We start from the raw sequence: 13452 nt of genomic DNA, 5'->3' as shown, positions 1-13452 counted from the left end.
CATTTTATATAACAAAAAAACGCACCCTTAAAAGGTGCGTTTTTTTAAATTAGCAGTTAAATTTAATCCTTATTGTGGGTCTAATACCGTACCTTGAGTAGGATCATCACCATCTGGCAATACATCATCATTGTTGTTGTCTAATGGATTTAAATCTGGATCTGGCACAGTAGCATCTACGCCATTGTCATCACCGTCCACCGTCATATCATCATTATTGCTATCCAACGGATTTAAGTCTGGGTCAATAGCATCATTGGTAATCGTACCACTGGCACCTGTACCATTCAGTGTAGCTTCGTCGTTAACAACAAATTCGATACGACGATTGCGGAAGCGTCCTTGTTCGGTCGAGTTATCAGCGATAGGCTCGCTTTCACCCATACCTTTGGTTGTAAGCTTACTTGCATCAACACCTTTAGAGACCAGATACTCTTTTACGGCTTCAGCGCGGTCACGAGACAATTCCATATTGTATGCATCAGAGGCCTGATTGTCTGTATGTCCGATAATCACTAATTCAACGTTAGGGACTTCTTGGACAACATTGGCAGCACGATCAAGAAAAGGTTTGTTCACCTCTGGAATCATCGCTTTATCAAGCTCAAAGTTAATCACCTGAATACTCAAAGCACGAGCAACATCACGAGGGTCTGGGTTTTCACCAAGATTATCGACAGCAGCCTCTGCTGCAACCAAACTATTATCAATCTCATTCTGTAGATCTAATGGGCCCTCTGCTTTTATAGACAGTGCTGGTGCAGCCGCTTGTAAGTCAGAGATGAGCTTATCAAGTACATCTGTATCAGCCGAATTAACCACGATTTCATCGCCTTTGATGATCATACTAGCGTTTGGCACACTTTTGATAATTGGTAAGATAGAAGCCAGTTGTGCAGCAGCTGGCATATCTGTTGAAAAATTATCATCTACATCTGCACGGCACTTATCAGCCTCATTGCCGAAGGTGCTACTCATAGCATTCATAATGGTTGTTTGTAATGTCTCATCACCCACATTCATACGGCATGCATATAAGGTATTTGCCTCGCCAGTAGCAATACGAATAGAGGCCGGCTCCACACTAGCGGCGACCGCAGCTACCGCTTGACCATCATCTTCAACTGACTGTTCAGTAACGACTGGAGTAGCTACAGGTTCTGGATTGTCTTGACACCCTCTTAATAACGCCCAAGCCAATGCACCTAAAATAATCAAACCGATAATAGGTAGCAAAGCTTTCATAAAACTACCAGATTCTTCTTCTTTGTGCTGAAGTGGCGCCATACTGGTAGTATCAGAAATGCGCGTACCAGCGGCAGCACCAGCACCAAGCATACCAGCAGGAACTACTGCACTGGCCCAAGCAGGAATATGATGCTGATAATCAGCAGAATTATCGCTTAAGAACTGTGGTACAGGCGTCGTACCTGCTAGGTTTTTGATTTCATGATAAGCAAGTGGCGCTGCCATAGCGACTAAACCACGAGCCGCCGTTGCGTCCACATTATGAGCACCAGCAAGCTCACGTGAAATACTGTCACGGTGCGAGCCGTCAGTCCATACGCGATCATAAAAGCTCTGATCATCGCGGGCAATATTTTCGTTAGCAAAACGTCCATAGGTGTCTTTATCTGCTAAACGTGCAGCAAAAATCGCATAGAATTGTTCTAGCAAACTTTTTTTAGCGGGAGACTGATCATCTCCTAATACTGCAGGGCTAACGGTACGTGTTAAATGACCAATGATATCCATAATGTACTTCCTCCAATCATTCTTGTTTTATGTCTAACTCATTCAAAAGATATAAAAAATCTATTATAAATCTGTATATAGATAAATAGTCCAAATAAAAAAGTGCTGAGCACCTTATATTCTGACTAATTTTATTCATATAAGATTTACAATTAACTACTCATTTATAAAACTTAACTATCAGATATTATAAAAGCAATGCATAAATCAACTCTACAAACACGCTGTTGTGCAAATGATACATTAGGTAATTTTTGAGATGTGGCACGTAACTGTATCGCTAATACCTTACAACTTCTTAACATAAAGATAAAAATAGTATGAAGATCAAATATCAATCGCTACGTAGACTTTGATTAAATCGTTAAAAACTGTTTGAATATTTCAGTGCGTGCTTATCTTTCCTGAACGATATTCTTATCAACTGGCCTCTCATTACGTAGCTTCTCAGCGACAATCGTAGTATTGGCCAAATTATCAACCTCTGCTGCTGACATAGAACCAGTTGAAGTGGTATACGAGCGCTCGTTGTTAGGCTGGTTATTCATATCTTTATTAGCATTGGTATTGTAGGGTATTGTTTCTGTTGTACTACTTGTATCGTTATTTGATTGCCATGCACTCTGGTTGGAACTCATATCGTTATTTTGAAGGTTATTGTTTTGAGGATAAGTCTCGTCATAAGTATTGTTTAGTGGTTTTTTTATATCGCTAGACTGATTATCGCGACTGTTCATCATACTTATATCATCGTTATTATTGACGGTTATCTCGTCGCTATTTGCTAATGGTAAGGGCGCAGCATGGGTAATCATTGCTGTCGGTATTATAGTCCGTACATCAGTCACTAGGCGTTGGAGTAATACGTCATCCGGTACTTCTAGGTTAAGCGCGGCGTTCTGTAGTTGTAATCGTGCAAAAGGAACTGCGCGCAGTAGCGTGAATACACGGGGCAACGCTTCTACATCGATGTTGGATAAACGCTTAGCAACACCTTGCTTTACTTCTAGCATACAAGAATTTGCTTGCTCTCCAAAGCTGACGTGTAAGGCTTGATTCAGCGCATTTTGTAACACTGTATCCCCTACAGTCGCGGTACAAGTATATATATTCCCACTGTCATCTATCACAACCAATAGCTCCACTGGTGATAAATCTTCTACGGCAGGCTCAGTTGTCGGCTCAGCTTTGACAGGTATATCAGCAACTGGCCCTACAGGTGCAGCGGTTAGATAATTAGGCTTGATGACGAATACCCATGCTAGCCCGATGGCGAGCAGTGCGCCAATCAATAGCAAGACCTTTACTATCAGATTATTCCTCGGGTTACGAGTACGGCCTTTTAAACGACTCTCAGAAGTGTCTGAGTCACGATAGTCAGATGGATTAGCATAAATAGTATCTGTCGTATCGATTAAAGGGGGTTGTTTATCTAAGTTTATAGCGTCGTTGTCTGCATCCTTTGGCGATATGACCTTCTCTGCCCATACTGGCAAATAAGGCCTAACTGACAGTTGCTGCGTCTGTAAAAAAACAGGTAAAAACTGACCATCGGCTAACACATTCAGCTCTTGATAGGTCAGCGATGCAGCATTGTTTAGTAGCTTTTCGGTGGTCTGTGTATCAACATGATGGCTTGTCGCCAATTCATCAATTAACCATTGACGCAGGCTTGCCTTTTGCCATAGCTGCTCAAACATCGTGATGCTTGAGATCTCAGGGCTCAAAGTTGCTGGTACTGATATGTCTTGATCAGCATGTAACAACTGCGTATATACATCAGGCTGAGCTAAACGTGCAATAAAAATGGCATAAAACTGTTCAAGTAAACTAACATGCGCCACGTTATTATTATTACCTAACACCGCTGTCGTTACCGTTTGGTCAAGCTGATCAATGATAGTCATAAATATTGCCTTTGAAGCGAGATAATATATAGGGGATTCACGTCAAAACCGATGTAATACAACTGAGATGAAATGGCCGTATTCTTAGTCATAGTAGCGCGCAGAAAATACTTATCTTGTTTGTATGTGATTATTAAGTTAACGATTTTATTTTGAACTGACTATAGTTAATTTGCTATAAAAACGATACAGCAAGACTGGTATAAATTTTTTACAGGGTCTGTCAGCGTAGACACAGCAATCAAGAAAAATTTATATCAGTTGTGCATCACGTTACAACGTATCGGTTTTATTCGGTATCGACTATATAGTAAAGGTAATAAAAGTAGCTTTTGTAAATATGGCTATAATATGCGCTATTGATTATTTAGTTAATCATAATTTTAGTTATTAGATTTTAAAAAAACCAAAATAGCTTTTTTCATTGAATGGTTATATCGATATTATACTTTTAAGCAAAACTAATTTTAAAAGTCGATAGTAAAAACCTATAAATAAACCCTAATGTCGCTCCTGCGGTCGATTTAAAAATATGATTTATGTACGTTAAATTAATTACCTATTCAGTATAATTTGTATACGTATGTAAATTCATTCAACCTATGGCCGTCTTTTAACTTTATAATCTGACCCATTGGTCGCTGTATCTATGATAGATGCTGATAATATGCATCTAATCTATCGTACCAAAACGTAATTTTTGACGTATATTAATCTCTAAAAGCACCTTGAGCTGTAGCAACTAAGCTTGCAACGTCTTTGTTTATCAGGCTTGGCCTAAGGATTACTCTTTGTTTAATCACACGACACTTATCATTATAGTCACAGTCATCGTAAGTTTATTAGCATGGCAAAATAAAACGCTGTTTAATCGATTAATTTTTTACCCACCAGCGGTAAGTAATGGTCAATGGTATCGCTTTGTCAGTCATGGCTTTATCCATGCTGATAGTATGCATTTACTGTTTAATATGTTTACTTTGTATTTTTTTGGTCGCGCTATAGAAGGGCTTTATCAGCCATTTTTGGGTGGATATGGGTTTGTGGCTTTTTATTTGTTGGCCATTATCATTGCAATGATACCAAGCTATCTGCAAAATAAGAAAAACGCCAGTTATTTAAGCTTAGGTGCATCAGGTGGCGTATCAGCGGTATTGTTTGCTTTTATTCTGTTGGCGCCATGGGAGTCCATCTATCTGTTTGCTATTGTGCCGATTCCTGCGATACTGTTTGCTGTTGCTTATGTTGCCTATAGTATCTACGCTGACAAACGTGGTGGCTCTAATATCAATCATATGGCTCATATGTGGGGCGGTGCATTTGGTGTGGTAGCGACCATCATTCTTGAGCCACAAGTACTGCCACATTTTATTAATGCTTTACTTTCTCCTAGTTTTTAGCTTATCTAGTATATGGTGTCATTTACTTTTTAATCTCATTTACTTTTAGGTTTTGATAACGACTTATGATTATAGATGTTATTGGTGATATTCACGGTTATGCTGACAAACTGACGGGATTGCTTGAGCAATTAGGTTATGTCCATAATGGGCAATACTTTGTGCCGCCAGATGGTCATCGTGCGCTCTTTATTGGTGACTTAATTGATCGCGGTCCTCAGCAAGTAGCGACCCTTGAGATTGCTTTTGCTATGTTAGATGCTGACGTCGCTGATATCGTCATGGGCAATCACGAATATAATGCAATCGCGTTTGCAACGCGTGATCCCAACAACCCTGAACGCTACTTGCGCTCACATGATGAAGTCCATACGCGTCAGCACGAAGCATTCTTGGCTGAAGTCCCCTTTGACTCAGAGCTACATCATTATTGGCTACAGCGCTTTTATGAGATTCCTTTATGGATTGAGACTGATTATGCCTGCTTTGTCCATGCTTGCTGGGATGTGGACAGCATGGCGCTGCTCAAACCCTTACTTACAGCCGATAACTGCCTAACCCCTCATGCGCTTGCAGTGACTTCAAAAGAACACACCCCACCATTCGATGCTTTAGAGCGTGTGCTAAAAGGTGTGGAGACGCCATTACCGGATGGCATTGTTATGATTGACAAAGAAGGCACTAAACGCTCACGTGTGCGGGTACGTTGGTGGCTCGACAAGTTAAGATCGCGTACGCTTCATGAGATTGCCCGCGCACCCACGTCAGCACTGGCACAGATTCCAGTTGACGCTTTGGCTGAGAATATTGACTTTGCTATAAAAACTCATAAGCCTGTGTTTGTCGGACATTATTGGCTGGCAGGCGAGCCTGAACCGCTCAGCTCGCAGGTCGTTTGTACGGATTATTCAGCAGCGATTGATAGTGGTTATCTGACTTGTTATCAGCTCGATACCACTCAACCGCTACCTCTACAGTCTGCCAACTTTGTGCAATATCGCCCTCATTAAACCATATTCATTTAACGAATATGAGGATAATGTGAGTATTATCATTAAAACATGGCTTTACGGCTATAGCATAATTTTTGTATGATGGTCGTTTTGAGGGTATTACATTATGAGCACCGTATTGGCGACCGAAAACCCCAAGCCTGTCTCCTCTCCTACTGGCCAGCCAAAAGTGGGTATCATCATGGGTTCGCAGTCTGATTGGGCAACCATGAATTGTGCCGCACAGCTACTGGCCGACTTTGATATTGCTTTTGATTGCGAAGTTGTCTCTGCCCATCGTACGCCTGATAGACTATTTGATTATGCAAAAGGCGCCAAAGACAAAGGCTTACAAGTTATTATTGCTGGTGCAGGCGGGGCTGCGCATCTACCAGGTATGTGCGCCAGTCAGACGCCGCTTCCTGTATTCGGTGTACCAGTGAAATCATCGATGCTAAGCGGTTGGGATAGCTTACTCTCTATCGTACAAATGCCTAAAGGCGTGGCGGTTGGGACCTTAGCAATCGGTACTGCTGGCGCTTATAATGCAGCCTTACTTGCGATTCAAGTACTGGCTTTGCATGATAGTACCATCGCTGCCAAACTTGATGATTTACGACACACTCAAACTGAGACCATCTTAGCCAGTCCTACGCCTGGTATTATTAACCGTTAAACAATATTTGTATAACCATGATTCCTCATTTTCTTCATTGAGATGAGTTAAATTTAATGGTTCTCCACTTGATATTTAATTTCAGATAGGTTTTACTGACTACAAGGTGCATACATTGCACCTTTTCCTATTTTAAACCGTACGTTTTAATTCATTTTTAATCCAAAGAGTTTCTCATGACCACAGCAAACGCTTATCCTGTTACGCAAACTATCCATACCATCGGTATCTTAGGCGGTGGTCAGCTTGGTATGATGCTCGCACAATCTGCTCTGCCACTTGGCTATCAATGTATATTTTTAGAAGACAACCCTGACTGCCCTGCCAGTCTTTATGGGCAGGTATATAGCAATGAGCAATTAGACGACTTCATTGCTGTAGCCGATGTATTTACATTGGAGTTTGAAAACACCCCAACATCGACTGTCGAGAAGTTAGCAAACCTTGCAGCGGCGGGCAAAAAACAAGGTATGTTTCCACCGCTCATCGCCCTCGATATCGCTCAAGATCGCTTGAAAGAAAAGCAGATGTTTAATGATCTTGATATCGCGACGGTACCTTTTATGGCGGTGAGTACGCAAGCTGAATTAAAACAGGCTTGTGAGCAATTAGGCTTGCCTATTGTCCTCAAAACCAGTCGCGGTGGTTATGACGGTAAAGGTCAATACGTCATCAAGCAAGACAGCGATATCAAAGCCGCTTGGCAAGATCTTAAAGATGCAGTCAGCGGTAAAGGCAGTTTAACACCAACTCCTGCGCCCCTTATTGCAGAAGGCTTTGTTAACTTTAGCCGTGAGGTCTCTATCATTGCAGTCCGCGCCCAAGACGGTAGTGTGCGCTGTTATGACTTGGTTGAAAACCATCATCATCATGGCATTTTAGCCAAGACCCAAGCACCTGCCGTTGGTACCAGCCACATATTTAATCAAGCCAAACAAGCTATTACTACGGTTATGAACCATTTAGGTTATGTCGGGGTGATGGCACTAGAATTATTCGTTGCTAAAGATGCGCGCGGTCATGATTATCTACTTGCCAATGAAATTGCACCGCGCGTGCATAACTCGGGACACTGGAGCATTGAAGGCGCTATCACTAGTCAATTTGAAAACCATATCCGCGCGGTCGTTAACTTACCATTAGGCGATACAGATAATGTCCATCCTGCGATTATGGTCAACGTACTAGGACAGTATCCTGATATCAGTGCGGTGCTGGCTATCGATGGCGCGCATTATCATAGTTATCACAAGGCGGAGCGTGAAGATCGGAAAATCGCCCACATAACCTTGATGCCTAACGATGTGACCGACTTAGAGCCTTCAATGGCTAAATTGGTAGCCGTGTTACCTAACAAAGTTGGCTTAGATAAAGAATATATGCCTATCCAAAAAAGTCAAAAACAGCAAGATGAGCCAAGCAATCAAGATGCCACAGAGCTTGATGACAAAAACGAAACGTCCATCAAAAACACTGATATCAAAAACACTGACATCGAAAATACTGATTTAGCAAATAAAGACAGTCAAATGGCTAGTGCGCCTGACGTTAAGGCAAAGACAGAAAAGGCTAAGAAATAATGCAAATTTGGGTGGATGCTGATTCGGTACCGTTAATTGCTAAAGACTTGATTATCAAAACTGCCGAGCGTACGCAAACAGTGGCAATATTCGTCGCCAATCAGCCTATTAAACTACGTAAGTCACCGCTGCTCGTCATGACCGTGGTGCCGTCGGGGTTTGACAAGGCTGATGACTATATCGTAGAACAAATACAATCAGGCGATTTGGCTATTACTAGCGATATTCCTTTGGCCAATGATATTTTGGACAAAGGTGGCTTGGTTTTGACAACCCGCGGTATGGTCTATGATAAAAACAACATCAAGCAAAAGCTCAATATGCGCGATTTTATGGATACCATGCGTGGCACTGGCGTGTTAGAGCTACAAGAGATGAGTGGACAAAAGCCTTATGGCGATCGCGACAAAAAAGCCTTCGCCGATGGTCTAAACAAACTGGTACGTTAACTTTTCAGTTCTTAATCATCTCACCTCCCTTGCAAACCTTATACACTCTATAACCAAACACTATGCAACTGGCACGCTTCATAACGAAGTGTGCTACCTATTCTTGTTACCGTATATACAGTTTTCAATACTTACTTTTGACAAGTAGTTTTTGAATACAAAGTACTCTTATTATAAAGATTTATAGCATAACGACAATACAAACAAAAATAGGAAAGAATATGAAAATTTTAGTCATAGGTGCCAGTGGTCGCGTTGGTAGTGATCTGGTTGAGCGATTATTAGCTGATAACCATCAAGTGGTCGGTACTACCCGTCAAGATGAAATATTATTTAATGATGATAATTACACGCAGTTAGATTTGGACATTACCGCCGAGAAAAATGCTATTCAGAGCCAAATCGCTGATGATATCGAGGCAGTATATTTTGTCGCTGGGTCTGGCGGTAAGGGCGTGTTAGAAGTTGATTTGCATGGTGCGGTTAAGACGATGCAGGCGGTAGAGGACAAAGGTATCAAACGTTATATCATGCTAAGCACCGTGTTTTCATTGGATACCAGCAAATGGGACAACCCTGCTATCGCTGACTTAAAAGACTATTACATTGCCAAGCATTATGCGGATCAGTGGTTAGTGAATAACAGTACACTCGACTACACTATCGTGCAAGCTGGTGCTTTAAAAGAGCGTGCAGGCACTGGTAAAATCGCTGTAAACAGTACTGAGGCTGGTGAAAATGCCATTGAGGACGTTGCCGCTACGTTAGTAGCAGTATTAAATGCCGATAATACCAATAAGCAAGTCTTTAGTATGCAAAATGGTGACACTGCTATTAGTGATGCTATTGCAAAATTATAATATAACGTAGCGCTAAAAGAGCTAAAGCGAGTAAGCCTAAAGGTTTGCTCGCTTTAATTTTGGAACGCCTTGTAAAGTAATTATGTTATCAAATAGCTAGAGTAGCGAAGAGGATTGTGACATATCAACTTAGTAACAAACCAACTTAGTAACAAGCCAAATTAGTATCTAAGCTAATTAATGCTAAGCTAATTAATGCTAGGCCAAGTCGCTTGGAAAAGTAATGACTTCTTCTAAGCTGGTTACCCCTGATAGCACCATAAGTAGCCTATCTAAACCCAATGCAATACCGCTACAAGCTGGCAAATCATCACAAGCGGCAAGCAGATGCTCATCTATAGGCATGTTCGGTAAGTCATGACGCTGACGCAATAGATTGTCTTGTTCAAAACGCTGCTTTAATGCTGCACCGTCTGCCAGTTCATCATAAGCATTGGCAATCTCAATCCCATTGATATATAGCTCAAAGCGTTTAGCAACTAGATTGCCGTCTTTGTCTAACTCAGTCTTAGCGAGAGCCGCTGTGGCAGGTGGATAGTCGATAATTATCGTCGGTAATTCGTGTCCCAGATTTGGCTCGACAGCATGGCTGAATAATAAATCTAACCACCCTTGCCGACTATCTTCTTTATTATCTATATCAGTATCAAAATCAAAACCTGCCAACCCTTTGTCTTCTGCAACCGCTTCTAGTGCTTCTATACTGGCCGTCAAAGGATGGATTCCCACAAAGTCCATAAATGCGTCAACATAACGATAGTGATTCATGACTACCGGATAGCCATATAACGCCTCTAACAATTGACCTAGCTCGTCAGCTAGCTCCGTCAAACTATAGTACGGCTGATACCATTCAAGCATGGTAAATTCAATATTATGCCGCGTCCCTATCTCATTATCGCGAAATACAGAGCAAATCTGATACATAGGCACTTGCCAGCTGGCAAGAAGACGCTTCATCGCAAACTCAGGCGAGGTATGTAGATAATAAGTATACGGCTTATCTTGATAAGTGACTTGCGCAGCCACTGATTGCAAAAAAGTATCGGTATTACCCGCTTGCGATAGTAGTGGCGTCTGCACCTCAAGCACTTGACGCGTTGCAAAAAACTGGCGTATACCACTAAGCAGTTTTGCACGTTTTTGTGCCATGGAAAGTGTCATAGTTGGCGCGTAGACAGGCTTAGAAGTATGAGTAGAAGTACGGCTTGATGGGTTCATTATTATCCAATATGATTATTAATAATATCTTCTTAAGATTGATATCTACCGTCTTTAAAACTGCCACTCACGGCGCAAATGATAATCACGACGCAGCTGGTCAAAATCCGCGCCACTTACCTGTCCATTAGTTACTTTTTCGCGCAGTTCTCTATCATCCTGCATAATGTCATAAAACTTTATCAGTCTATCTGGATAGGCTTTAAGCTCAGACCATAGATACATGTTGACTGGCAATAGCTGCTGCATAGCTTGTGTAGGCGTGACAGCAAATTCTTCACATAATGCATCATAGACCATTTGCGTACCGCGTAGCTTGCCTTCTAAGGTATAACCAGCGATATGCGGGGTGGCGATAGCCAGCTTTGTTAGTAACTGTTCAGATATGTACGGCTCATGCTCAAACACATCGAGCACTACTTGACGCTCATTACTCTTGATGTCAGCTTGTAATGCTGCTGCATCGATAACTGGTCCGCGTGCACTATTAATGAGTAAAGTTTTGGACGGCATAGCATCTAATACGATTTTATTAATTAAGTGCCGCGTAGGATAATCACTACCACTAGGATTATTATTGTCTTTTTTGTCAGTCAGCGGTACATGTAAGCTAATAACGTCACTTTGGCTAATGACCTCATCAAAGCTGGCATTATTGATGTTCGATGCAGGTAATAGCGGATCATAACCCAATACTTGCCAGCCAAGATCAGTAGCGTATTGCGCAAGTATACTACCAATATTACCAAGCCCGATAATACCCAATGTCGGTGACGTCGATAGCTGCTGCCAGTACTCTGGGCGCAAGGTTAAGATAGCCGTCAACACATATTGCGCCACCGAATGCTTGCTACAACCCGCTGCATTGGCAAAAGTAATATTGCGTGTTGTCAGATACGCTTGGTCGACATGATCAGTACCAATCGTCGCTGAGCCGATAAATTTAACGCTATCATTGTCTGCCAATAAAGCTGCATCAACCTTGGTCACAGAACGGATTAACAATACATCTGGTTGCAGCTTAGCCACCAATTGCGCGTTGATATCTCGTCCAGCAACTTTGATAATATTAACCGTTTGATAAGTATTTTGGCCCAACGTATTTTCATTAAAAAAATCTTCAAGACCAGCGATATTGCTATCAGCGATGATGGTAAGCTTATGATTGATTTTAGATGTCATAGAATCAGAGCTTATAACATTAGACATAAATGAGCGCCTCGATTAATGGTGGATAGATAATATGGACATACGCTATTAGACAGCAATACTGCCTAACGAATAACTCAGCTTTTTGTTTTCTTTTTTATCAGATCATCAAAATCTAACAACATCTGATTATCTACTAGCGTCACCTCTTTTGGCGCAAAAATCTCATCTCTATGCTGAGAGATCCATTCACGCCATACAGCAAGTCCAATGGCCAGCACTACTGGTCCGATAAATAGACCGACAAAACCAAACGCGGTAAGACCACCCAACACACCAATAAAAATAATAATAAAAGGAATTTTAGTCGCACCACTAATTACAATCGGACGTATCAAATTGTCCACCCAACTAATGACTAAAATACCCCACAATGCCAGACCAATGCCTTCTGTCGTATGCCCTTGACTCAATAGCCAAAACGCCACCGCGCCCCACGCAAACGGCGTACCAAACGGTATTAACGCAATCATAAAAGTTACGATGGTCAGTAAAATAGGGCTGGGTGATCCTGAGAAATAATAGCCAATACCGGCAAGCAGCGCTTGTGCCAATGCAGTCAGACCGATACCGTATACCACCGCGCGTGTGGTTGTACCAACCGAATCAATATAACCGTCGATTCGATTGCCAATGACGTTGCGTAGTGCCTGACGAATCTGACGTATCAAACTGGTCCCATCCCGATAAAAGAAAAACAGCGTCATTAGCGCCATACCAAGCTTGGCTAAAGTACTGAGTACCACATCTAGGGCTACTTTGCCATAGTATAAATGCGATTGAATCCAAGCGCGAAACGCCTCAAGTGTCCCTTCAGGGTTTTTGTTAATTTGCCACAAAATATCTTTTATCTGCTGACCGATAACGGGCAATTCTTTAAAATAATCGGGTACATCAAGGTAGCCTACCTTCACACGGTAGATTAAGTTGCTATAGAGACTAAGCGCCTCTTGTTGCAAAATAAACACTCCTATCACCAGTGGCACTCCGATAATCAACGAGATACTGACCGTCATAATACCAGCACTAAAATCCGGACTAAGTCTGACTTTTTCATGAAAAAAGGTATAGATTGGAAAAGTCACGTAGGCTAATATCGCTGCCCATAAAGCTGGTACAATAAAAAACTGCACTACCTGAAAGCACAGAATAAATAACATTATCAGTAAGGTAATAGCGAGCAGGCGTTGAATGACGACTTCTTTTGTCCAGTTTTCAATCATAACTTTTGAACCAAGCATTGACAGTAAGAAATTAGCGAGCTTTTTACTGCAAAATTTATAAATGAATAGACATCCGCTTATAGATGATGTCTACAAACTATATCCATGTATAACAGAGCTATATAATAAATCTGTTTGATAAATTTGAGAGTCTTTGAACTTTTATTTTTGTTCTTTATG

11 protein-coding genes are annotated in these 13452 nt (G+C 41.5%); 6 read left to right on the top strand and 5 right to left on the bottom strand.

Going from position 1 to position 13452, the window contains the following annotated elements:
• Window positions 1-69 precede the first annotated feature (69 nt).
• Together ACS8FC_RS00750 and ACS8FC_RS00745 are read right to left on the bottom strand one after the other, a co-directional pair.
• The gene (locus tag ACS8FC_RS00750; protein ID WP_439295574.1) at window positions 70-1755 is read right to left on the bottom strand and encodes an OmpA family protein; all 1686 of its coding nucleotides are present in this window, start codon (window positions 1753-1755) and stop codon (window positions 70-72) included.
• 395 nt (window positions 1756-2150) lie between these two features.
• Complete coding sequence (locus ACS8FC_RS00745; protein ID WP_439262847.1) at window positions 2151-3662, bottom strand: hypothetical protein; 1512 nt, start codon at window positions 3660-3662, stop codon at window positions 2151-2153.
• Window positions 3663-4453: 791 nt separating this feature from the next.
• Between ACS8FC_RS00745 and ACS8FC_RS00740 the strand changes: the two genes are divergently transcribed.
• The 6 genes from ACS8FC_RS00740 (at window position 4454) to ACS8FC_RS00715 (ending at window position 9619) form a co-directional block, all read left to right on the top strand.
• The gene (locus ACS8FC_RS00740; RefSeq protein WP_439295573.1) at window positions 4454-5062 is read left to right on the top strand and encodes a rhomboid family intramembrane serine protease; all 609 of its coding nucleotides are present in this window, start codon (window positions 4454-4456) and stop codon (window positions 5060-5062) included.
• 65 nt (window positions 5063-5127) lie between these two features.
• The gene (locus ACS8FC_RS00735; RefSeq protein ID WP_439295572.1) at window positions 5128-6072 is read left to right on the top strand and encodes a metallophosphoesterase; all 945 of its coding nucleotides are present in this window, start codon (window positions 5128-5130) and stop codon (window positions 6070-6072) included.
• Window positions 6073-6181: 109 nt separating this feature from the next.
• On the top strand, window positions 6182-6730 hold the full coding sequence (gene purE / locus ACS8FC_RS00730) for a 5-(carboxyamino)imidazole ribonucleotide mutase (RefSeq protein WP_439295571.1): 549 nt from the start codon (window positions 6182-6184) through the stop codon (window positions 6728-6730).
• Between the two features lie 176 nt (window positions 6731-6906).
• Window positions 6907-8310 (top strand): 5-(carboxyamino)imidazole ribonucleotide synthase, encoded by a 1404-nt coding sequence (locus tag ACS8FC_RS00725; RefSeq protein WP_439295570.1) that lies wholly within the window; start codon window positions 6907-6909, stop codon window positions 8308-8310.
• Window positions 8310-8759, top strand: a complete 450-nt coding sequence (locus tag ACS8FC_RS00720) for a YaiI/YqxD family protein (RefSeq protein ID WP_439295569.1) — start codon at window positions 8310-8312, stop codon at window positions 8757-8759. Before ACS8FC_RS00725 ends, ACS8FC_RS00720 begins: the two co-directional genes overlap by 1 nt.
• 221 nt (window positions 8760-8980) lie before the next feature.
• Window positions 8981-9619, top strand: coding sequence for an NAD(P)H-binding protein (locus ACS8FC_RS00715; protein ID WP_439295568.1), 639 nt, complete (start codon window positions 8981-8983; stop codon window positions 9617-9619).
• Window positions 9620-9817: 198 nt separating this feature from the next.
• Here ACS8FC_RS00715 and epmA read toward each other — a convergent pair whose 3' ends face one another.
• The 3 genes from epmA to ACS8FC_RS00700 form a co-directional block, all read right to left on the bottom strand.
• Window positions 9818-10840: an EF-P lysine aminoacylase EpmA gene (gene epmA, locus ACS8FC_RS00710; protein ID WP_439295567.1), complete on the bottom strand. Its 1023-nt coding sequence runs from the start codon at window positions 10838-10840 to the stop codon at window positions 9818-9820.
• Window positions 10841-10894: 54 nt separating this feature from the next.
• Window positions 10895-12022, bottom strand: coding sequence for a 4-phosphoerythronate dehydrogenase (locus ACS8FC_RS00705; protein WP_439295655.1), 1128 nt, complete (start codon window positions 12020-12022; stop codon window positions 10895-10897).
• Window positions 12023-12126: 104 nt separating this feature from the next.
• Window positions 12127-13272, bottom strand: coding sequence for an AI-2E family transporter (locus tag ACS8FC_RS00700; RefSeq protein ID WP_439295566.1), 1146 nt, complete (start codon window positions 13270-13272; stop codon window positions 12127-12129).
• Window positions 13273-13452: the final 180 nt, after the last annotated feature.

This window comes from Psychrobacter sp. 1Y4, from assembly GCF_051847555.1.
The sequence above is the reverse complement of the archived record's forward strand: the minus strand, read 5'-3'. Positions and strand labels throughout refer to the sequence as shown.